Source organism: Nocardia spumae (genome assembly GCF_020733635.1).
Classification (GTDB): Bacteria; Actinomycetota; Actinomycetes; order Mycobacteriales; family Mycobacteriaceae; genus Nocardia; species Nocardia spumae.
This window is the reverse complement of sequence record NZ_JAJFZL010000001.1, coordinates 794,911-816,894: the sequence shown is the minus strand read 5'-3', so window position 1 is coordinate 816,894 and position 21,984 is coordinate 794,911. Positions and strand designations below refer to the sequence as shown.

The following is a 21,984-nucleotide window of genomic DNA, read 5'->3' as shown; positions in this document are numbered from 1 at the left end:
GTGAATCTCGCGCGACGCACCATGAACAATCCGGTCTTCGCCCTGCTCTACGAACGCGCGTGGCGGCCGACCAGTTTTCTGCTGGCCACCGGGCGCACCATGCGGGCGGATCGGCACGACGCGGTCCGGACACTGCGCCTGGGCCCGGGCGACCGGGTGCTCGACATCGCCTGCGGGCCGGGCAATTTCACGCACTACCTGAGCGAACATGTCGGCGACGGCTTCGCGGTGGGCGTCGACTACTCGGTGCCGATGCTACGCCAGGCGGTAGCCGACAACGCCGGGGTCAAGGCCGGCTATGTACGCGCCGACGCCCGTCGGCTTCCCTTTCCCGACAACAGTTTCGACGCCGTGTGCTGTTTCGGCGCGCTGTACCTGATTCCCGATCCGCTGGTCGCCGCGGCCGAGATGATCCGCGTCCTGGCGCCCGGCGGCCGGATCGCCATCAGCACCAGCCATCGCCCGCACGGATGGGTGGGTCAGGTGTCGAACATCGTCGGCGGGGCGGGCGGCCTCCGGGTCTTCGATATCGATACCTTCCCCCGGCTGTTCGCCGCGGCCGGGCTGGTCGAGATCGAGCAGGAAGTGCACGGCCTGCTGCAGTACGTCAGCGCCCGTGCCGGCGCCGACGACGACTGAAAATGGCCGCGACACAGTAAATTACAACTATTCACTCACGGCCGATGTGGGTAGTCACAACGCCTCGCCCGGCTCGCGCGCGCCCGGTTCCGCTAAGGTCGTCGACGGGGAATCACTCGGGCGGAAGGGGAGCACGGACGTGCCGATTCCGGAGACCGGCCAGCGGGCGGCTCGCGAATTGTATGCGGCGGCAACGGGTTCCGGAGGCTCCGGATCCGGAACGTTCGAGATCGCCGAGGACACCGCCCGCAATCTGGCGGCGGCCTGTGACCGGCTGGTGGAGGATCTGCAGGCGGCCCGCACCGGTTCCGCCTCACTGACATCGGTGCGCGGATTCGGCGACCTCACCTCCGGGCGGGCCCTGGCGCGCGGATTCTCCGCCAAGGGTGGCGAATTCCTCGATACCGTCACCGCGTTCCAGCAGACCGCATTGCTGATGAAGGCCGCGTACCTGGCCGCGGGCAAGCATTTCGACGAGGCCGAGGCGGCCAATCGAGCGGCGCTGGCACTGATCCGTCCGGACTCGGGGGCCACTCGTGGCGGATGAGTCGAGCGTCGATCCGCCCTTCGTCACCGATCGGGAGGTCTACGGCGGCTACAGCCACGACCAGCTGTGGGATCTGGTGCACGAGGCACTGGACCCCGCCGCACTCGGCGAGGTGGCACAGGGCTGGCAGCAACAGGCGGACACGGTCGGAGCGGCCTTCCGCACCTTCGCGGACGCGACGCGCGGCGAATTCGAGCGCTGGTCCGGCCGGGCCCGCGCTGCGGCCGAACCGGCCACCGACGCGTTCGTCGCCCAGGGCACCGCCGTGGCCGCCGTCTGTACCCGGATCCACCGGTTGATGGAATCCAATGCCGAAGCCGCGCAATCGATCCGGGACGCACTGCCGGCGCCGCGAACCTATCTGCCGCTGGCCGACCCGATCGCCGAGGCGGTGCACGGCGGCATCCGCCGGATGGCGCACGATATCGCCGCCGCGGCGGCCCTGGCCGATGCCCGCGACATCATGACCTTCCGCTACAACCACACCCTGGTCGCCTCCGGCGATCGGGTGCCACGATTCACGCCTGCGCCACAACCGGATCCGGGTGGGGGTCACCCGTAGTGAAGTGGGTGCTGACCCCCGACGAGTTCGCCCACGTCTGGGCCACCGAAACCGATCTCGACCGCAGGCCCTATCCGGTGAACATGATTCCGGAATCCACCGTGCGCTCCGAATCCGAATACGCCGCACTGGGTTTGCGCACCCGCTACCTGCGCAATACCGATCCCGACCTCACCGCCGCGCTGGTGCTGTGCACCCGCCCGGACGCCACCACCGTCACCGTCTCCGGACAGCGCTCACATCCCGCCGAGAATCAGGAGCGGATCCTCGCCTTCGCCGCGGTGGTCCATCGGCATGCCGCCGTGCTGATCGCGCGGCCCGAGGCCGTCACCGTGCTGGTGTGCCATGCCCGCGGTCTGGGCGAACGGCTGGTCGCCGCGATCGGCTCTGCACCGGCCGGACAGTCCGGGCCGATGCGCGAACCACAGCAGGCGGTTCTGGACGCCGCCGCCGACGTGCGGCCGGGCGGAGACATCACCGCACCACCGGCTCCGGGCGCCGCGCGATTCCGGCGGAAGCTGCGCGCGCCGGTCGATTCGCGCGGCTTCATCACCGTCACGGTCGCGCCGGACAACCCGATGTCGCCACCGACCCGGCACCGGACCTGGCTCGATATCAGCGGGGACGGCCGATATCTGCTCACCACCGCCGCCGAACTGGTGCTGACTCCGGTCGACGACGCGGAATTCGCCGCCCAGTTGACCCGGCTGGCCGGAATCGGCTGACACGCTGTGCGATCGCCGCCGGGGAACGGGGCCGCCGACCATACTCGACTGTTATGGCGAAATCTCCGTGGACCGAATCTGCCTCCACCGCATTGCGAGCCACCGGGGTGCGGCTCGACTCCTATGATCCGGCCGGCACCCCGGGATTCACCGCGGACAAGAAGGTCGGCGAGGAGTTGCTGGCCGAACGCGGCCGGGTGCTCTCCGATCTGCAGGAGTTGCTGTTCGCCAACGGCCGCTCCGGCGACCGGCGCAATCTGCTGCTGATACTGCAAGGCATGGACACCGCGGGGAAGGGCGGCGTGGTGCGCCATGTCATCGGCGCGGTCGATCCGCAGGGCGTGCGGCACGCCGCCTTCGGCGTGCCGACCGAGGAGGAGCGCGCACACCACTATCTGTGGCGAATCCGGCGGCAGTTGCCCGGTGGCGGCCAGATCGGCGTCTTCGATCGCTCCCACTACGAGGACGTGCTGGTGGTCCGAGTCCACAACCTGATCGAGCGAGCGGAGTGCGAGCAACGCTACGAGGAGATCAACGAGTTCGAACGCGAACTCGTCGAGGGCGGCACCACCATCGTGAAGGTCGCGATGTTCGTCTCCCTGGACGAACAGAAACGGCGGCTCACCCAGCGACTCGAACGTCCCGACAAATACTGGAAGTTCGATCCGAACGATATCGGTGAGCGGGCCAAGTGGCCGGAATATCAGCAGGCCTACCAGGACATGCTGGATCGCACCGATACCGATTACGCGCCGTGGTACGTGATCCCCGCCGACCGCAAATGGTTCTCGCGCCTCGCGATCACCGAACTGCTCATTCAGGCGCTGGAGGGCCTGGAACTGAGCTGGCCGAAACCGCACTTCGACGTCGAGGCCGAATTGACCCGGCTCGCGGCGAGCTGACCGGGGACATTCGCGCGATTCGTATGGTCCGCGCCACGGCCGCACTGCGACCGAGGTCACCCCGAACGGGGTATTCGCCGCGAATCTGGGCGATCTCTCAGGTTCACCGGGAATCATGTGGGCCGAGTGTGCCGTGTGCTGCGCCGTGCGGCGGACGCCGCCGACACGGCGGCACCGCGACGGCTCGGCGGGCGGCCCGTACGATCGCAGGCGGCAGCCGGCCGCACAACACCGATGTCGCTCGTCCACACGAAACACAGGAAAGGCGTGGTGAACTCCGAGGTGAGCAAGAATCCGCGTGGGAAGAACTCGCTGACGGCGGTGCGAGGCGGAGACCGCACGCGCACGATCCTGATTCAGGTGGGCGTCGCAGCCGTGCTGATCGCGCTCATCGCGGCCATCGGCATCAGTATCGCCGTCAAGCAGTCGAACAAGTCGAAGCAGGAAGCGATCGACACCGTACCGTCGATCTCGGCCAAGCCGTCCTCGCCCGACGCGGTTACCGGATCCATCACCGACAAGGGTGAGATCAAGATCGGCAAGCCGGGCGCCAAGGTCGATATCCGCGTCATCGCCGACCTGCAGTGCCCGGCCTGCAAGATGTTCGAGACCGCCAACTCCAAGGCCATCGAGGACGCCGTCAACGCGGGCACCGCGAGCGTGAGGTACAACATCATCGCGTTCCTGGACCAGTCCTCCGGCGGCACCCGCTACTCCTCGCGCGCGTCCAACGCCGCCTACTGCGTCGCCGAATCCGATCCGACCAAGTTCCTGCCCTGGCTGACCACCATGTACGAGCAGCAGCCGCCGGAGGGCGGCACCGGCCTGCCCGACGACAAGCTGGTCCAGATCGCCCAGGCCGCCGGATACACCGATCCGGCCGTCGCCCAGTGCATCACCTCCGACAAGTACGACAAGTACGTGCAGAAGGTCACCAAGGACGTGCTCAACAGCGGCATCAAGTCCACGCCGACCGTCTACGTCGACGGTAAGCAGATCACCAGTTCGCAGCAGCTGATGCAGCCCGATGGCCTGCGGCCGGTGATCGAGGCCGCGGCCAAGTGATCACCGCACGGCCTCGCGCCGCATGGCTGCTGCTGGCCGCGACCCTGCTGGGCTGGCTGGCGGCGGTCACGCTGACGATCGACGACTTCAAGCTGCTGAAGGATCCGTCCTACCGGCCGTCCTGCAGTATCAATCCGATCCTGTCCTGCGGTTCGGTGATGGCCACCCACCAGGCGTCGATCTTCGGATTCCCGAATCCGATCATGGGCGTGGTGGGCTTCTCGGTGGCGGTCACCATCGCGGTGCTGGCCGTCGCCGGTGTCGGGATGCCGCGCTGGTTCTGGGGCGGGCTGTGGTTCGGTCTGCTCGTCGGGATGGGCTTCATCTTCTGGCTGATCTTTCAGAGCCTCTACCGCATCAACGCGCTGTGTCCGTACTGCATGGTCGTGTGGGCCTTCACGCCGGTATGTCTGGCGGTGGTCACCGATCAGCTGTGGGGCGGCGCGCGCGGCATCCTGGGGATCATCGCGCAGTGGCGCTGGACGTTCGTGGTCGTCTACTACGCGATCGTGCTGCTGCTGGTGTTCCTGCGCTTCCAGGACTACTGGCTGTCGCTGGTCTGAATCAGTTGGGCGGGCCCGCGGCCAGCGTCACCGACAGCGTGCGGTGGGTGCCGTCGGGCTCGACCAGTTCCAGCACGACACTGTCGGCGGGGTGGCGCACGTTCAACGCGGACTTCAGCATCTGCGCCGAACCGACCGGCCGGCCGTCGACGGCGACGATCACCTCCCCGGAGTTCATCCCGGCCGCGAATGCCGGCAGGCCGTAGATCGCCACATCGACGCGGGCACCCGCGGGTGTGGCATCGGAAGTGAGCACACCGAGCGTCGCGGTCGGGCCGATGTGGACGGTATCGGTGGGGACGCCGGTGCGGATCTGGCGCACCACCGTCAGCGCCCGATCTATCGGGACCGCGTAGCCGCTGGCCTTCCCTTCGGAGCGGGCGAGCTCACCGGAGGCCGCGGTCACCACCCCGATCACCGCACCGGACCGGTCGGCCAGTGCGCCACCGGACTGACCGGAGACCACGGGGGCGGCCACCTCGATCATTCCGATCAGCGCCTTACGCGACAGGTCGGCGGCATCGCGGGCCACGATCGAGGAATCCAGCGCGGTGACCGTGCCCGGTGTCGCGGTCGGCCGCCCGGTACCGCCCGCATTACCGATGGCCACCACCTGATCGCCGACCCGCACGCCGGCCGAGCTTCCGATCCGGGCCACCGGCAGCGCACCGGCGCCGGTCAGCGACAACAGGGCGATGTCCTCTTCGGAGTCGTAGCCGAGCACGGTGGCCGGATAGTGCGCGCCGTTGCCGATATCGCCGACACTGATCGTCTCCGCCCCCTTCACCACGTGATGACTGGTCAGGATCTCGCCGTCGGGGCTGAGCACGATGCCCGATCCGGCCGCGCCCATTCCGCTCGGGCGGATCGCGACATTGATATTCACCAGCTCCGGTTCCACCGCGGCGGCTACGACGGCGGGGTCCATCGGTGGCAGCGGCGGCCCGAACAGCGTCGAGGAGGTGTAACCCGACGGGACCGCCCAGCGCGGCAGGTCACCGCGATAACCCAGGAAGACGGTCCCGACCAGCGCCATGACGATGGCGAACGCAACCACCGACGGCCATCCGCCGCGAGCCGGACGGGGAGCGGGTCCCTGCTGCTGTTCGTCCATCGCCACTCCCGATTGTGCATGCCCGGAGGGCTGGCGGAGTTTGTGCTTTCATGTGTACCAAATCCGGGGCGGGATGTGCCCGGCATCAGTCCTGTAATGCCGCCACCGCGAACATCGCCGCCGTTCCGGCGATCGTGCAGACAAGCACCGTGCGCGAGGGTCTCCCCGAATGCGCTTCCGGCAGAATGTCACTCGTAGCCAAGTACAGCAGGAATCCGGCGAAATATCCCAGATACAGCCCAGCCACATGCGCGGGCACCCGGATCACCGTGCCGATGATCGCACCCGCCACCGGCGCCAGGGCGTCGAGGACCAGCAGCGTCAGCGCCCGGCGGCGGGCATTGCCGTAGAGGGTGGGGATGGTGAACGCGTTGAATCCGTCGGCGAAATCGTGCGAGATCACCGCGATCGCGACCGAGACGCCGAGGGCGGAACCGGCCTGGAAGCCGACGCCGATACTCAATCCGTCGAGCATGCTGTGGAAGATCAGGCCGGCGGTGGCGACCAGTCCGACCGCTTGGAAATCGTGGGTGTGGCGGCCGAAGTCCTGCTCGTGGCCGATGTGGATGGCCATCTCACGTTCGATGATGTGGATGGTGAAGAAACCGATCACCGCGGCCACCAGGACCCCGGGAACACCGGCGACGACCTGATCGGATTCGGCCAGGGCGTCCGGAATCAGGTCGAAGGCGACCACGCCGAGCATGATCCCGGCGGCCAGGCCGAGGATCAGCCGCTTGCGCTCACCGATATGCGCGGCGGCCAGCCCGCCGACCAGCGTCGAGCACATCGATATCAACGCCAGCAGGATCGCCACCGGATCAGCATCCGATATCGGCGCGAGCCCATCGAGCACATCCGATCGGCGAGTCACCCCGGCGCGTCGCTCCGGTCGCGTCGCTCCGACCGTGTCTTCTGCGGCCTCCGCGGCTCCCTCCGTGGTAACGCACACTGCCGCCTCCGGTCGCGTCGCTCCGACCGTGTCTTCTGCGGCCTCCGCGGCTCCCTCCGTGGTAACGCGCACTGCCGCCTCCGGTCGCGTCGCTCCGACCGTATGGTTTGCGCGCGCATTCATGCGGGAGTAGGCATGGACGCATGACCACAGCTGCCGCGTATTCCGTATCCGCGCCCGACGGCGGATTCGCCAAGACCACCATCGAACGCCGCGAACTCGGACCGCACGACGTACTGATCGACATCAAGTACGCCGGCATCTGCCACTCCGATATCCACACCGCGCGCAACGAATGGCACGGCACCAAGTACCCGTGCGTGCCCGGCCACGAGATCGCCGGCCTGGTGGCCGCCGTGGGCTCGGAGGTGACCCGGCATCGGGTCGGCGATCGGGTCGGCGTCGGATGCATGGTGGATTCCTGCGGACAGTGCGAACCCTGTTTGGCCGGTGAGCAGCAGTACTGCACCCGCGGCGCCACCATGACCTACAACGGCGCCGTCACCGAGCAACAGCAGGCCGGTGGCTACACCCTCGGCGGATACTCCACGCAGATCGTGGTGACCGAGGGCTTCGTGGTCACCATTCCGGAGGGCATCGGCCTCGACGAGGCCGCCCCGCTGCTGTGCGCGGGTATCACGCTGTACTCACCGTTGCGGCACTGGGACGCCGGTCCCGGTAAGCAGGTGGCGATCATCGGAATGGGCGGTCTCGGACATGTCGGGGTCAAGATCGCGGCCGCCATGGGCGCCGAGGTGACGGTACTGAGCCATTCGCTGAGCAAGCAGGACGACGGCCGCCGCTTCGGCGCTCATCACTACTACGCCACCGACGACCGCCAGATCTTTCGCGATCTGCGCAACCGGTTCGACCTGATCATCAACACCGTCTCCGCGGATCTGCCGATCGATACCTACATGCGACTGCTGAAGCTCGACGGCACCATGGTGATCCTCGGTCTGCCGGACAACCCGCTGGCGGTGCGGCCGTTCACCCTCACCGGTAACCGGCGTTCTCTGGCCGGTTCCAATATCGGCGGTATCCCGCAGACCCAGGAGATGCTGAACTTCTGCGCCGAACACGGTATCGGCGCCGAGATCGAGGTCGTCTCCGCCGACCGCATCGACGAGGCCTACGAGCGTGTGGTGGCCAGCGATGTGCGGTACCGCTTCGTCATCGACGCCGCCACCATGTGAACTTCTCGGCCGGTAGCACGCTCTCGGATGCGCTGCGGTGCAACAACTCCGACAGCGTGCGCCGCACCCGGCCCATCTGGGTGCGACTGTGATCGTTGGTGTCGTACTCGACCTGGACGGTCAGCCGGTCCCCGAGGGTGAACGCGGTCAGTTTGGGCGGCATCCCCGGCCCCATGGCCAGGATGTTGTCACGGATCAGCCGGATACCCTCGGGGACCACATGTTCGGGGACCCGTCCGATGTTCGACAGCGCGATACTGGGCTGGTCCGCGAGCATGGCGGCGGTGGCCTCGTCCCGGATATGGCTGCCCGCCAAGGCCATTCGGGCGGGGTCACGGCGGGCCACCGCGGCGCGCACATCGTCGTGCACCACGCGGCCCAGCTCGAGGGGATCGGCCGACTCGCCCACCATCAGCAGCGTCCCCCAGCCGGAGGCGCAGTTGAGGACGGTCTCGTCCGGTAGCCACGGGTCCAGGGACGAGCGCATATCCGCGGCGTATCCGCACACCATCGGCAGCGCGCCGGCGCCGCCGAGCTCGGCGCGCACCGCCACCAGCGCACATCCGCTCAGCAATCCGTTCACGCCGATCCCGGCCGTCCGCGCGGCCGCGACGAAGGCCGCGGTCGCCGCGGGATCCAGCTCGATCCGCTCCGCGGCGAAGAGCCCACGCCCCGGACCCGCGGTGCCGTCGCGGGGCAGCCGGGCCGGGGGTTCACCCATGATGGTGCGCATCGCGCCGAGCAGTTCGGCGATCTCCGCGTCGGAGATGATCTCGGCGAGGCGTTCGTCGATCGCCGGTGGCAGTTCGCTTTTCGCCAGCACGGGCAGTGGCGCACCGCGCAGATGCGCCGTGTAGCGGCGCCACATTCGATCCAGCAGCGCGAAAGCCGAACGGCCGTCGGAGATTCCGTGATGGATGATCAGGACGACGCGACTCTCGGTGCCGTCGCGGAACAGGTGCGCGAAGAACAGTCCCGCACTCCAGTCCTGTGGGCGATTGACGAGGTCCACGTATTCGATCTCACCGCCCTGGCTTTCGGTGAGAACGGGCCGGTACCCCTCGACATGCCGCAGCGTCGGCACCCCCGCATCCTCGACATCGTGACTGCTGAGCAGCGGATTCTCCGCGGCCAGTTCACCGAGCACGGTCCGCAGGAGATCGGCGTCGAGTTCCCCCTCGACCGTCGATCCGACGAACAGCGCCATGCCGCCCACCGGGACCGAGCCGAAGCCGCCGTGCGCGCGGAAGTAGCCGGATTCGAAGGGGGATACAAGGCGTTGCGTGACCATCTGGCACCTCTCGGACGATTCGGGATCTCCTTCAGACCATACATATGTTTCAAACGCTTGTCACAAACATCTGTTTGAAACACATGTCAGCGCCGACTTGCTACCCTGCCGACGTGGGAACGCGTGAAGATCTCCTGGCCGCCGCCAAGCACTGCCTGGCCGAGCGCGGCTATGCCCGGACCACGGTGCGCGATATCGTCGCGGCCTCCGGCAGCAACCTGGCGGCGATCAACTACCACTTCGGTACCCGCGACGCCCTGCTGAGTCAGGCCATGGTCGAGTCGACCACCGACGCGGTACAGCAGATCCTCGTGGCCCTCGCCGACAGCAGCGAACAACAACCCGCCGCCCGGCTGCACACCTTCCTGCGCCGGTTGATCGCCACCTTCACCGAGGATCGCGCCCTGTGGGCCGCCAATATCGAAAGCCTCGCGCAGGCACTGCATTCCGGTGACGTCCGCACCGATGTCGCCGGCAAACAGCGCGATGCCCGGGCCTCCCTGGCCCGGATGTTGTTGCCCGACAGCGAGGAATCCGACGACACCGAGATCGGCGCGCTGCTGCTGACGCTGCTGGACGGCCTGCTCGTCCAATGGCTGCTGGATCCGAAGGCGGCCCCCTCGGCCGAGCAGATCATCGGCGGTCTGCGCACCATCGCCCGAACGCTGTAGGCACGGTGGGCACGGCGTACCGACCGGCCCGCCGAGCTCGATTCAGGCCGGTGCGAGGCGAATTCGGAGCACGCTCCCGGTCACGGTACTCACCAGCAGGGCCCGATCGTCGCCGGGAACCGTCGTCACGGAGGTCACCGGGGTACCGAGATCGGCCACGGTGCACACCCCGGAGCGGCCGGTCGGGTCGACGCGAACCAATCGTCCGAGAGTGGTCGCGTCGTAGAGCATGCCGTCCGAGCCGGCGGTGAGATCGTCGGGCAGCGCGGTGAGCGGTACCGCGCCCACGGTCACCTCGGCGACGGTGGTCTGCGCCTGCGGCGCATCGATCGGAATCCGGACGATCTGCCCGTCAGGACTCCGGTAGAGGGTTACGTAGACCGAATCACCCTGCACCACGATGCCATTGGGGCCGGGTACCGCGGCGCGTGCGGACCATTCCCGATCGATCGATCCGTCGGGCCGGACCCGGATCACACCGCGCGCGGTGTCGGCGACATAGAGATCGCCCGCGGCGTCGAAGGCCGCACCGTTGGCCATCCCCGAGCCGGAGACGAACGGCCGCGGCACCGGATGGTCGGCAGCGGGATCGAAGCGAACGACGCCGCTGCCGTGCGCACCCGGCAGGAGGCCCGCCGAGGAATCGCCGTACACCACGTACAGCGCGCCGTCGGGGCCCGATCGGATCGCGCCGGGCGCGTCCACCGGCACCTCGGCGGTCACCCGGCCACCGGAGTCATAGCGCTGCACCACATTCCGGAACACCCGAGACACCCAGAGATCGCCGTGGGCGTCATAACCGAGGTTCTCCGCGAAGTCCAGCAGCGGCGCGGGCGCGGGGAGCAGTTGCTCCACCGAGGCCGCGGGGCACGGCGCCTGCGCACCGGCGGGAGCGAACGCCGCCGGAACCACCGCCGAGACACCGGCCCACAGGGCCGTCAGGGCGCCGGCGACCACCGTCCGGCCGACCCGCGCTTTCCGATCCGACCCGCACCGGTTCGACATTCCCACCACGGCCTCCGCCTCCGTTCGTCATTCCTGTCCGAACAACCGCCGATACCGGCCGTCGTGTTACCGCGAGCAAGCCGGACCTGGGCGAATACTACGATCCGCGGACCGCGCGCGGGCGTGATCGACGCTCGGTCCGGCTCGTCGGCGGCACGGCCCGAACACGGCTCCCGCGGGCCTCGCACGGCGTAAGGTCGACCCTGGAGCCGGGCCCGGGACGAACCGCACGCACACCACCGCGGGTCGGCGCGGCCGGATCCGAGTCGGTATTCGGCAACCACGCTGGAGGTCTCGGTGCCCGACCGTGAATCGTTCGACTACATCGTGATCGGGGCGGGCAGCGCGGGCTGCGTACTCGCTCATCGTCTCACCGAGGATCCACAGGTCTCGGTCCTGCTGCTCGAGGCCGGTCCCGAGGATACGGCCGATGAGATCAAGATCCCCGCGGCGTGGGGCAAACTCCTTCGTACCGAATGGGATTGGCGTTACGAAACCACACCGCAGAAACATCTGGGCGGGCAGCGGGCCTACTGGCCGCGCATGAAGGCACTGGGCGGCTGCTCGTCGATGAACGCGATGATCTTCATCCGCGGCAACCACGCCGACTACGACGGCTGGCGGCGCGACTTCGGCGCGGTCGGCTGGAGTTATGAGGATGTACTGCCGTACTTCGTCCGCTCGGAGACCAATACCGGGCTCCGTTCGCCGTACCACGGCACCGACGGCCCCCTGCACGTGGAGCAGCGTCGCTTCACCCACGAGCTCACCGATGCCTGGATCGCCGCGGCGGCGGCCGCGGGCCTGCCCCGCAACGACGATTTCAACGGCGCCGTCCAAGAGGGCGTCGGCCGCTACCAGGTGACCCATCGCAACGGGCGCCGCTGGTCGACCGCCGACGGCTACCTCCGGCCGATCACGGACCGGCCGAATCTGACGGTCCGGACCGAGGCGCACGCGACCGCGCTGCGATTCGACGGCACCCAGGCGGTCGGTGTCACCTACCGGCGGCACGGCAGCGAACACACCGTGTACGCCGAGGCCGAGATACTGCTGTCGGGCGGTGCGATCAACTCCCCGCAGTTGCTCATGCTCTCAGGGGTCGGACCGGCCGCTCATTTGCGCGAATTCGGCATCGACGTGGTCGCCGACCTACCGGGGGTCGGTGAGAATCTGCACGACCACCCGGTGACCCCCATCCTGTGGCGCACCCGCGGAATCTCCGATCTCGCCGACTTCGAGACACCGCTGCGGCTGGCCCAATGGCAGGCGCTCGGCCGAGGCCCGCTGACCTCGAATGTCGGTGAGGGAGGCGGCTTCGTGCACAGCCGGGAGGGCCTGGAGGGCCCCGACATCCAATACCACGTCGCACCGACCGCGTTCTACGACAACGGCTTTCACGAGCACATCGCCCCGATGTTCACCGCGGGCCCGACCCTGGTCGATGTGCACAGCCGCGGCCGGCTGCGGTTGCGGTCGGCCGATCCGATGTGGAAGCCGGAACTGGACCCGGGCTATTTCACCGATCCGCGCGATCTCGACGCACTGCTCGCGAGCTGCCGGCAGCTCATCGATATCGCGAACCGGCAGCCGCTGGCGAAATACCTGGACCGGCCGCATCTGCCCGAACGCGCCGACCGGCTCGACGAGGACGGGTGGCGCGCCCATATCGAGCGCTGGACCCAGACCCTGTTCCACCCGGTCGGCACCTGCGCCATGGGCACCGGCGAGTCCGCGGTGGTCGACCCCGAACTGCGCGTGCGGGGGGTCAGCGGGCTGCGCGTCGTCGACGCCTCGATCATGCCGCGCATTGTGCGCGGCAATACCAACGCCCCCACCGTCATGATCGGTGAGAAGGCAGCCGACCTGATCCGCGGCCGCCTCGCATCATCCACATCCGCCACCGCCGCGAAGGAGGCCACCCGATGACGACCCTGAACGAGATCGGCGAGGTCGGCACCCACGCCACCTTCGACGTGCACGATCCCGGTACCGGCGACGTGGTGGGCACCTACCCGATCCACACCGCGGCCGATATCGCCGAGACGGTGACGCGAGCGCGCGCGGCCTTCGAGTGGTGGTCGCGTCTGGACTACGCCGAACGAGCCCGGCGCCTGGCCGGTTTCGCGGGCCTGCTGGCCCGTCGCATGCGGCAGCTGGCCGCGGTGATGCACGACGAAACCGGTAAGCCGTATTCCGATGCCGCACTCGAGGTGTCGCTCGCGCTGGACCACCTGAGGTGGGCCGGAAAGAACGCACCGAAAGTGCTGGGGCGCAAGTCCGCTCGGGTAGGACTGCTCACCGTGAATCAAGCCGCCTCGGTCGAGTACAAACCGCTCGGCGTGATCGGTGTGATCGGCCCGTGGAACTATCCGGTGTTCACCCCGCTCGGCTCGATCGTGTACGCGCTGGCGGCGGGCAACGCGGTAGTGTTCAAACCGAGTGAGTACTCCCCCGGCGTCGGCCGCTGGCTGGTCGATATGTTCGCCGAGGTCGTTCCGGAACATCCTGTGCTGCAACTGATCACCGGCGACGGGAGCACCGGTGCGGCCCTGTGCGAATCGGGTGTGGACAAGGTCGCGTTCACCGGATCCACGGCGACCGCCAAGAAGGTGATGGCGGCCTGCGCCCGAACCCTCACCCCGATCGTGGCCGAATGCGGCGGTAAGGATGTGCTGATCGTCGACGCCGACGCCGATCTGGATGCCGCCGTGAACGCGGCGCTGTGGGCCGGGATGGCCAATGCCGGGCAATCCTGTATCGGCACCGAACGGGTCTACGTCCACGAGCGGATCTACGACGCGTTCACCGACAAACTGGTGGCGAAGGCGAAAGAGCTGCGTGCGGGCACCGATGCGGGCGCGAAGATCGGCCCGATCACCATGCCGAAACAACTCGACGTCATCCGCCGGCACATCGAGGATGCGATCGCGCGCGGCGGCCGGGCGCTGACCGGCGGCGCCGCGACCATCACCGGACAGCTGGTGCAGCCGACGGTGCTGGTGGATGTGCCCGAGGATGCGCCCGCGGTGACCGAGGAGACGTTCGGTCCCACGCTGACCGTCGCGAAGGTTCCGGATATGGACACCGCGATCGCCCGTGCCAACGACAGCCGCTACGGTCTGTCGGCGGCCGTGTTCGCCAAGGCCCGCGGTCGCGAGCTGGCCGACCGGCTGCGCACCGGAATGGTCAGTGTCAACGCGGTTTTCACCTTCCCGCAGATCCCGTCGCTCCCGTTCGGCGGCGTCGGCGATTCGGGGTTCGGCCGGATTCACGGCCCCGACGGTCTGCGCGAATTCACCTATGCCCACGCCGTCGCGCGGCAGCGGTTCCCGTCCCCGATGGCGTTGACGACGTTCGATCGCACCCGCAAGACCGATGACACCGTCGCGACGCTGATGGCATTGCTGTTCGGCCGCCACTGACTCCGGAAACGCGAAAGGCCGGGTTCACCGAGACGGCGAATCCGGCCTTTCGCGGTGGGGACCTATTTCTTGTCGGTCTGCTCGTGCAGCGCCTTCTTCGCGGCCTGTTGCGCGGCGTCGACCTGCTTCTCGAACTTGCCGCCGGTCTGCTTGTCGACCAGGTCGCCCACCTTGTCGATCATCGGGTCGAGTTTGTCGGCGTTCTTGGCCGCCAGATCGGCCGCCTTGCCGGCAACATCCTTGAACTGGTCGAACATTCCCATGAGCGGTTCTCCTGATCTCGAAACAGTACTCGTAGGCTAACGCACCCGGACCCGGCGAATCCTCGGCAACAGCTGTGAATTCGGCCCCTCGCCAACCGGAAACCGGCGCGGACACACCCGTCGCCCGGGTGGCGGACCACCCGGGCGACGGGGATTGCTCAGCGCGCGCGCATCATCCGGCCGAACGGCTCATTCCGACGGTGTGGCCCGGCGCCGCACGCGGCGCGCGGCGGCGACCATATTGCGCAGCGACGGATCCAGCTGCCAGTAGTGCCGAGTCTTCAGACCACCGTCGGGATTGGCCCACAGTCGCTCCGGGGTGACGGCCGCGGCTGCGGCGGTGAGCAATTCGTCGATCTCGTCGATATCCGGAATACGCGCCGAACGGCTCTCGTAGACACCGGGACCGACGCCGTGGCTCAGGCCGTGCCCCTCCTCGACGTCCTCGGCCAGCGCGTTGAGCACCCACTCCAGCGAGCGGGTGGCGACGATCGCGGTGACGTCGGCGTCGAGTTCCTCGATGGCACGGACGATTTCGGCACGGCCGGAGTAGGCGATATGGGTGTGGATCTGGGTGTCGGGCCGCACCCCGGAGGTCGCGAGCCGGAAGGCGTTGACCGCCCAGCGCAGATATTCGGTACGTCCGTCGGGACGCAACGGCAGCAGTTCTCGCACGGCCGGCTCGTCGACCTGGATGATCGCCACTCCGGCCTTCTCCAGATCGGCCAGTTCGTCGCGGATCGCCAGCGCCACCTGATCGGCGGTCTCGTACAGCGGCTGGTCCTGCCGCACGAAGGACCGCGCGACCATCGTGACCGGGCCGGTCACAATGCCTTTCACCGGTTTGTCGGTCAGCGACTGGGCGTAGGCGATCCACTCCACCGACATCGGCTTCGGCCGCGAGACGTCGCCGTAGATGATCGGCGGCCGCACACAGCGCGAACCGTAAACCTGCACCCACCCGAAATGCGTGGTGGCGAATCCGTCCAGTAGTTCGGCGAAGTACTGGATCATGTCGTTGCGCTCATGCTCACCGTGCACGAACACGTCCAGGCCGATGTCCTCCTGCAACCGGATGGTGGCCTCGATCTCGGACTCGATCCGCTTGCGGTACTCCTCGTAGGACAACCGGCCCTCGCCGAGCTCGTAGCGGGCCTGCCGGACGGCGTCGGTCTGCGGGAAGGAGCCCAGGGTGGTCGCCGGAACCAGCGGGAGGTTCAGCCGTTCGCGCTGCGCCTCGGCGCGCACCGCATAGGGCTCGCGCTCCCGCATCTGCGGCGTGACCGCGTAAACCCGTTGCCGCACAGCGTGTTTCTGCTTGAAATGGACCGCGGTCGGCCGTTTCGCCCACCGTTCGGACGGCCCCTCGGTGAGCGCCTTCGCCAGCGAAACCACCTCGAGCACCTTCTGTTTCGCGAAGGCCAGGCGATCGGCGACGTTACCGTCGATGTCGTATTCGACCAGCAGGTCGTAGGGCACGTGCAGCAGAGTGGTGCCGGTCGACACCACCAGATCCGGGCACACCTTCGACAGCGCGTTCAGGTACTCGAGGGTGACGTGGCGATCGGCCCGCCACACGTTGGTACCGCCGATCACACCCGCGTACAGGCGTTTGCGTGCGATTCCCGGGATCGCGGCCAGTTCCTCGGGGCGCACCCGGTGACTGGCCAGGTCCAGGCCGATCGCCTCGACGTGGGTACGGGCGAGAATCCGGGTGGCCTCGCCGAAATCACCGTACTGGCCGGTGACGAGGATGCGCGGGCGCAGCGCGGCGGTCGAAAGCTGTTGGTAGGCACGTTCGAACGCAGCCAGTTCTTCCGGAGTGCGCTCACTGGTGAAGCAGGGTTCGTCGAACTGCACACAGGTCGAACCGCGCTTGGCGAGGATCTCGAGCAGCTGCTCGTAGACGGGCAGCAGCTTGTCCAGCAGGGTCAGCTTGTCGAACTCGGTCTCACCCGGGACGTGCCCGGCCTTCGACAGCAGCAGCAGCGACAGCGGTCCCAGCACCACCGGCCGCAGCTCGATGTCGCGCGCGATGGCCCGGTCCCATTCCTCGAGCAGGGCCTCGGGGTGCAGGGAGAATTCGGTGTCGGCGTCGAGTTCGGGCTGGCGGTAGTGGTAGTTGGTGCCGAAGAAGCGCACCAGCTCCAGCGGCGGCAGGTCGGGCCGGCCGCGCGCCATCAGGAAGTAGAAGTCGAGCGGATCCAGTTCCTCCCGATAGGACTCGAATCGCTTGGGCACCGCCCCGAACAGCAGCGCGTTGTCGAGGATGTGGTCGTAGAAGGAGAAGGTGTTACCGGGTACCTGGGTCAGTCCCGTCGCGGCCAGCTCGGCGAACTGGGTGTCCTGGATGTCACGCCCGACCGCGAGCAGTTCCTCGCGGGACAGGGTGCCGTGCCAGTAGGACTCCAGTGCGCGCTTGAGCTCTCGGTGCGGACCGATCCGCGGGTAACCCAGGATGCTCGATCCGAAACCGTCGGTGACGTTGACCATGAGCGGGACTCCCTTTCGAGCTGCGGTCGAAGACCTGTGTGCAGCCTATGCCTGTGGTTTGTCTGGCCTCGCTCCGCTCGGCGGGTTCGCTCGTAGGACCCGCTCCATCGTGGTCCGGGGAGCCGGCCGGCGCGGCTTCTGCGACGGTGTAGCGATTCGGCGGGATGGGTTGAATCGTCCGTGCAGGGCGTTCGGTGGTGGCGTGGGGGTTGTCTGTCCCCGGTGTTCTATCCCCGGCTGTACTGGTAGAAACCGGCTCCGGTCTTCTTGCCCAGCAACCCCGCCTCGACCATGCGCATCAGCAGCGGCGGCGCCGAGTACAGCGGCTCCTTGAATTCGGTGTACATCGAGTCCGCGATGGACTTCACCGTGTCCAGGCCGACGAGATCGGTGAGTGCGAGCGGACCCATGGGGTGGGCGCAGCCGAGCACCATGGCCTTGTCGACGTCTTCCTTGGTGGCGAAACCGGATTCGACCATCCGGATGGCCGACAGCAGGTACGGCACGAGCAGGGCGTTGACGACGAAGCCGGAGCGGTCGGCGGAGCGCACGACCTGCTTGCCCAGGACCTCACCGGCGAAGGCTTCGGCCCGCGCGGAGACGGCTTCGCTGGTCTTGAGGGTGGTGACCAGTTCGACCAGCGGGAGCACCGGAACCGGGTTGAAGAAGTGCATGCCCACGACCCGCTCGGGATTGTTGGTGGCCACGGCGATCTTCATGATCGGGATGGAGGAGGTGTTCGACGCCAATACAGCGGCCGGATCCGTCACGACCTTGTCGAGTTCGCTGAAGATCGCGGTCTTGACGTCCTCGTTCTCCACGACGGCCTCGACGACCAGCTGCCGGTCGGCGAAGTCGCCCAGATCGGAGGTGAACCGCAACCGCCAGGCGGTCTGCTCGCGCTCACGCTCGGTGATCTTGCCGCTGCTCACACCGCGATCCAGCGACCGCAGAATGCGGGCGCGACCGGCGGCGGCCAGTTCCCGGGTCTGTTCGAACACGAGCACATCGACATGCGCCCGAGCACAGACCTCGGCGATTCCGGCGCCCATCTGTCCCGCGCCGATGATCCCGACGCGCTGAATCTTCTCGCTCACTGCGGTTCCGCCTCTCCGAGTTTTTTGCGGACTGTTCCGCCTCCCCGCGTCTTTTGCGGGCGGCTCGAGTGCCGTTGTCGGTCGTGCATCCGTTTGTGGCGCCGGGTGCCGAACCGGTTCTGGGGGGTTGCCCCAGGAGTTACCCATGTTCTTACGAAACCAATTGTCTCGTATCGAATTTTGGGGGTACGTCGTCGAACTGTTGGTGTTCTAAGGGAAAAGCCCTCCCCGCCGGGGCTGTTCGACGGGAAGGGCTGAGGGCGCTCGTTGCAGGAGTGCCCGTGTCAGGTGGTTGAGACCCCGTGCTCGCGAAACCGGATAACTGATTTCGCGAGCACATGGGTAACTCACCGGGCACGACCAGAACTCCAGGTCGTACCCCACCGCCGGCCGCCATCGCGACCGGCGCGGCTCCTGGTCTGGCCAAGAGTCCTGGGGAGGCGGTTCAGTGGAACTGGCCCTCTTCGGTGGAGCCCTTCAGCGCGGCGGTCGAGGTGTTGGGGTCGACCGTGGTGGCGATGGTGTCGAAGTAGCCGGCACCGACCTCACGCTGGTGCTTGACGGCGGTGAAGCCACGCTCGGCGGCGGCCTTGAACTCGCGCTCCTGCAGGTCGACGAAGGCGGTCATGCCCTCGCGGGCGTAGCCGTAGGCCAGGTCGAAGGCCGCGTAGTTGAGCGAGTGGAAGCCGGCCAGGGTGATGAACTGGAACTTGAAGCCCATCGCCGCCAGCTCGCGCTGGAACTTCGCGATGGTGGCGTCGTCCAGGTGCGCCTTCCAGTTGAACGACGGCGAGCAGTTGTAGGCCAGCAGCTGGTCCGGGAACTCGGACTTGACGCCCTCGGCGAACTTCCGGGCGACCTCGAGGTCCGGGATACCGGTCTCCATCCAGATCAGGTCGGAGTAGGGGGCGTATGCCTTGGCACGCGCGATGCTGGGCTCGATGCCGTTCTTGACGTGGTAGAAGCCCTCGGAGGTGCGCTCACCGGTGATGAACGGACGGTCGCGCTCGTCGACGTCCGAGGTGATCAGGGTGGCGGCCTCGGCGTCGGTGCGGGCGATGACGACGGTCGGGGTGTCCGCGACGTCGGCCGCGAGGCGGGCCGAGGTCAGGGTGCGGATGTGCTGCTGGGTGGGGATCAGCACCTTGCCGCCGAGGTGGCCGCACTTCTTCTCCGACGCCAGCTGGTCCTCCCAGTGGGTACCGGCGGCACCCGCGGCGATCATGGCCTTCTGCAGCTCGTAGACGTTCAGGGCGCCACCGAAACCGGCCTCACCGTCGGCGACGATCGGCACGACCCAGTTGTCGACCGAGGTGTCGCCCTCGACCTTGGCGATCTCGTCGGCGCGCAGCAGCGCGTTGTTGATGCGGCGCACGACCGACGGCACCGAGTTGGCCGGGTACAGCGACTGGTCGGGGTAGGTGTGCCCGGACAGGTTCGCGTCACCGGCGACCTGCCAGCCGGACAGGTAGATGGCACGCAGGCCGGCACGCACGGCCTGGACGGCCTGGTTACCGGTCAGAGCGCCGAGCGAGTGGATGTAGTCACCCTCGGTGTTGACGCCCTCCCAGAGCAGCTCGGCGCCACGGCGCGCGAGGGTGTGCTCCTCGACGACAGAACCCTGCAGCTTCACGACCTGATCGGCCGAGTAGTCGCGGGTGATGCCTTTCCAGCGGGGGTTGGTGTCCCAGTCCTTCTGGATCTCCGCAGCGGTCTTCGGGGTGCCGGTCTTCGACATCTGATGACTCCACTTCTTCGTTCGGTCGGGCCCCATGCTCGGACTTGCGCGCTCGACTCCTGGCTGGTGGCGAGCCGGTCGGTGTCCGAACTCTGCTGGAGCGGCAATTCGCAGGGTTGCTATGCCCATCGGGTGTACTTCCACACGATGGCACAACTGAAAATCGCCGTCTACCTGTTGCAAGTGTGAATCTGCGCTAGCTTTGCGGGACGCTTTGCTAAGTCTGCAAAATTAGCCTGTTAATTGCGCGGGCTTCTTCTACTGGCGGGTAGGTCTGACATGCGGTTTTACGTAACGCCCGTACTGTTTCAGTGAGCCTTACCACTGCCGCGTTTCCGGGGCACGTATCGAGGACTGTGATGACCTTCACAACTCGAGGCGGTCGCCCTCTCTGTGGGCCGCACCACTCGCCAGACCGACGGGCATGTCTCCCCTCGGGCATCGCGGGCTCCGTACGATTCGCCTCATCCCGGCGGCTCGACCATCGGCTGCCACACTGTTCGCCGTGCCCCGCGAGACAGTCCCCGCGAGATCGGCACCGGCGCCCGAAAGGAACACGATGCGCACACTCTGGACCGCGATATCGGGGGCGGCCTGTTCCCTGGCACTGGTCGCGACGGCCGGCCTGTTCTCCGCGCCGAGCGCGAGCGCCGACATCCCGGCCGTGCGGTCGGCGCAGCCACTGTCGGCCGCGGCGACGCTGCCCGGTTCGGTCGATTCCGAGCGCATCCTCTACACGACCACCACGGCCCGCGATCAACCGGCGGTGGCCAGTGCCGCGGTCTACTTCCCACCCGGCCCGGCACCGGCCGGCGGCTGGCCCGTCGTCGCCTGGGCGCACGGCACCGTCGGCCTCGGTGACAGCTGCGCCTACAGCGTGGCCGGGCCCGCCGATGTGGACCGCGACTGGGCCTATCTGGGGACCTGGCTGAAACAGGGCTACGCGATCGTGGCCGCCGACTATGCCGGCCTGGGCACCCCCGGTAACCATCCGTATCTCAACGGCGTGGTCGAGGCGCACAATGTCGTCGACGCCGTGCGCGCGGCCGTCGACCACTACTCGCGGCTGTCGCGCGCATGGGTCGTGATCGGCCAGTCCCAGGGTGGCGGCGCGGCGGTATCCACCGCCCGGTACGCGACCGAATTCGGCGGGCCGGATCTGGACTACCGCGGTGCGGTCGGCACCGGCGTCCCGGCCTATATCGAGGACATCCTGATGCCGTTGGGCCCGGGTATGCCACCGCTGAAGCTCAGCCCGCACACCACCGGATATGTGCTCTACATCCTCAACGGGTTGCGCACCACCTTCCCCGAACTCGATATCGCCTCGTTCCTCAACGACTCCGGCCGCTACTGGCTCGACCGCGCCCAGGACGAGTGCCTGATGCCGCTCGGTGACGATCTGGCCGCCGCGAACGTGGTGATCGGCGATCTGTTCACCCGGCCGCTGGCCGATATTCCGAACCTGCACGGTTTGCTGGCCGGCTACCTCGGATTGCCCGAATCCGGTTTCGACAAGCCACTTTTCATGGGCCAGGGGCTGCGCGACACCGATGTGATCACACCGGAGACATTGCGTTACGCCGGGGTGCTGACCGCCAACCGGCAGCCGTTGACGTTCAGGGCCTATCCGACCGACCACAGCGGCACTGTCAACGCCTCGCTGGTGGATTCGTTGCCGTTCGTTCGCGGCCTGTTCTCCTGACAGTACGACCCGGTCGGTTATTCGCTTGTGC

The 21,984-nt window shown here is 67.6% G+C and carries 20 protein-coding genes; 12 read left to right on the top strand and 8 right to left on the bottom strand.

Features of this window, described 5'->3' with window-relative positions; genetic code table 11:
- The 7 genes from LKD76_RS03495 to LKD76_RS03465 all read left to right on the top strand — a co-directional run bounded on the left by LKD76_RS03495 (window position 1) and on the right by LKD76_RS03465 (window position 5,003).
- Window positions 1-639, top strand: a complete 639-nt coding sequence (locus LKD76_RS03495; protein WP_227979487.1) for a class I SAM-dependent methyltransferase — start codon at window positions 1-3, stop codon at window positions 637-639.
- Window positions 640-778: 139 nt separating this feature from the next.
- On the top strand, window positions 779-1,186 hold the full coding sequence (locus LKD76_RS03490) for a hypothetical protein (protein ID WP_227979486.1): 408 nt from the start codon (window positions 779-781) through the stop codon (window positions 1,184-1,186).
- Complete coding sequence (locus LKD76_RS03485; RefSeq protein WP_227979485.1) at window positions 1,176-1,748, top strand: hypothetical protein; 573 nt, start codon at window positions 1,176-1,178, stop codon at window positions 1,746-1,748. Before LKD76_RS03490 ends, LKD76_RS03485 begins: the two co-directional genes overlap by 11 nt.
- Window positions 1,748-2,473, top strand: a complete 726-nt coding sequence (locus LKD76_RS03480; protein WP_227979484.1) for an ESX secretion-associated protein EspG — start codon at window positions 1,748-1,750, stop codon at window positions 2,471-2,473. The genes LKD76_RS03485 and LKD76_RS03480 overlap by 1 nt, the downstream gene beginning before the upstream one ends.
- A gap of 53 nt (window positions 2,474-2,526) precedes the next feature.
- Window positions 2,527-3,375, top strand: a complete 849-nt coding sequence (locus LKD76_RS03475; RefSeq protein WP_227979483.1) for a polyphosphate kinase 2 family protein — start codon at window positions 2,527-2,529, stop codon at window positions 3,373-3,375.
- Between the two features lie 267 nt (window positions 3,376-3,642).
- A complete protein-coding gene (locus LKD76_RS03470; protein WP_227979482.1) occupies window positions 3,643-4,440 on the top strand; it encodes a DsbA family protein in 798 nt (265 codons plus the stop codon).
- The gene (locus LKD76_RS03465) at window positions 4,437-5,003 is read left to right on the top strand and encodes a vitamin K epoxide reductase family protein (RefSeq protein ID WP_227979481.1); all 567 of its coding nucleotides are present in this window, start codon (window positions 4,437-4,439) and stop codon (window positions 5,001-5,003) included. Before LKD76_RS03470 ends, LKD76_RS03465 begins: the two co-directional genes overlap by 4 nt.
- Window position 5,004: 1 nt before the next feature.
- On the opposite strand, the gene LKD76_RS03460 is transcribed toward LKD76_RS03465, so the two are convergent.
- Both LKD76_RS03460 and LKD76_RS03455 read right to left on the bottom strand, forming a co-directional pair.
- A complete protein-coding gene (locus LKD76_RS03460) occupies window positions 5,005-6,117 on the bottom strand; it encodes a S1C family serine protease (protein WP_227979480.1) in 1,113 nt (370 codons plus the stop codon).
- Window positions 6,118-6,202: 85 nt separating this feature from the next.
- Window positions 6,203-6,934, bottom strand: a complete 732-nt coding sequence (locus tag LKD76_RS03455; RefSeq protein ID WP_227979479.1) for a ZIP family metal transporter — start codon at window positions 6,932-6,934, stop codon at window positions 6,203-6,205.
- Window positions 6,935-7,212: 278 nt separating this feature from the next.
- On the opposite strand from LKD76_RS03455, the gene LKD76_RS03450 reads away from it, so the two are divergent.
- Window positions 7,213-8,265: an NAD(P)-dependent alcohol dehydrogenase gene (locus tag LKD76_RS03450; RefSeq protein ID WP_227979478.1), complete on the top strand. Its 1,053-nt coding sequence runs from the start codon at window positions 7,213-7,215 to the stop codon at window positions 8,263-8,265.
- Here the strand turns inward: LKD76_RS03450 and LKD76_RS03445 are convergent.
- The gene (locus LKD76_RS03445) at window positions 8,243-9,556 is read right to left on the bottom strand and encodes a phthiocerol/phthiodiolone dimycocerosyl transferase family protein (protein ID WP_227979477.1); all 1,314 of its coding nucleotides are present in this window, start codon (window positions 9,554-9,556) and stop codon (window positions 8,243-8,245) included. The two genes, LKD76_RS03450 and LKD76_RS03445, sit on opposite strands and share 23 nt — an antisense overlap.
- A 113-nt stretch (window positions 9,557-9,669) precedes the next feature.
- Here LKD76_RS03445 and LKD76_RS03440 point away from each other — a divergent pair, with 113 nt between their 5' ends.
- Window positions 9,670-10,227: a TetR/AcrR family transcriptional regulator gene (locus tag LKD76_RS03440; protein ID WP_227979476.1), complete on the top strand. Its 558-nt coding sequence runs from the start codon at window positions 9,670-9,672 to the stop codon at window positions 10,225-10,227.
- Between the two features lie 42 nt (window positions 10,228-10,269).
- Here the strand turns inward: LKD76_RS03440 and LKD76_RS03435 are convergent, their stop codons facing one another.
- The gene (locus LKD76_RS03435; protein WP_227979475.1) at window positions 10,270-11,238 is read right to left on the bottom strand and encodes an SMP-30/gluconolactonase/LRE family protein; all 969 of its coding nucleotides are present in this window, start codon (window positions 11,236-11,238) and stop codon (window positions 10,270-10,272) included.
- A 291-nt stretch (window positions 11,239-11,529) separates the two neighbouring features.
- On the opposite strand from LKD76_RS03435, the gene LKD76_RS03430 reads away from it, so the two are divergent.
- Together LKD76_RS03430 and LKD76_RS03425 are read left to right on the top strand one after the other, a co-directional pair.
- Window positions 11,530-13,161, top strand: coding sequence for a GMC family oxidoreductase (locus LKD76_RS03430; protein ID WP_227979474.1), 1,632 nt, complete (start codon window positions 11,530-11,532; stop codon window positions 13,159-13,161).
- Window positions 13,158-14,657, top strand: coding sequence for an aldehyde dehydrogenase family protein (locus LKD76_RS03425; RefSeq protein ID WP_227979473.1), 1,500 nt, complete (start codon window positions 13,158-13,160; stop codon window positions 14,655-14,657). The genes LKD76_RS03430 and LKD76_RS03425 overlap by 4 nt, the downstream gene beginning before the upstream one ends.
- Before the next feature lie 62 nt (window positions 14,658-14,719).
- On the opposite strand, the gene LKD76_RS03420 is transcribed toward LKD76_RS03425, so the two are convergent.
- From LKD76_RS03420 to aceA, 4 genes are all read right to left on the bottom strand, one after another.
- Window positions 14,720-14,920 carry an antitoxin gene (locus tag LKD76_RS03420; RefSeq protein ID WP_227979472.1) on the bottom strand — a complete coding sequence of 67 codons (201 nt, stop codon included), beginning with the start codon at window positions 14,918-14,920 and terminating at the stop codon, window positions 14,720-14,722.
- Window positions 14,921-15,109: 189 nt separating this feature from the next.
- Window positions 15,110-17,413, bottom strand: a complete 2,304-nt coding sequence (metE, locus tag LKD76_RS03415; protein WP_227979471.1) for a 5-methyltetrahydropteroyltriglutamate--homocysteine S-methyltransferase — start codon at window positions 17,411-17,413, stop codon at window positions 15,110-15,112.
- 227 nt (window positions 17,414-17,640) lie between these two features.
- Complete coding sequence (locus LKD76_RS03410) at window positions 17,641-18,510, bottom strand: 3-hydroxybutyryl-CoA dehydrogenase (protein WP_227979470.1); 870 nt, start codon at window positions 18,508-18,510, stop codon at window positions 17,641-17,643.
- Between the two features lie 445 nt (window positions 18,511-18,955).
- Complete coding sequence (aceA, locus tag LKD76_RS03405; protein ID WP_227979469.1) at window positions 18,956-20,248, bottom strand: isocitrate lyase; 1,293 nt, start codon at window positions 20,246-20,248, stop codon at window positions 18,956-18,958.
- 559 nt (window positions 20,249-20,807) lie between these two features.
- Here aceA and LKD76_RS03400 point away from each other — a divergent pair.
- On the top strand, window positions 20,808-21,953 hold the full coding sequence (locus tag LKD76_RS03400) for a lipase family protein (RefSeq protein ID WP_227979468.1): 1,146 nt from the start codon (window positions 20,808-20,810) through the stop codon (window positions 21,951-21,953).
- The last annotated feature ends 31 nt before the right edge of the window (window positions 21,954-21,984 follow it).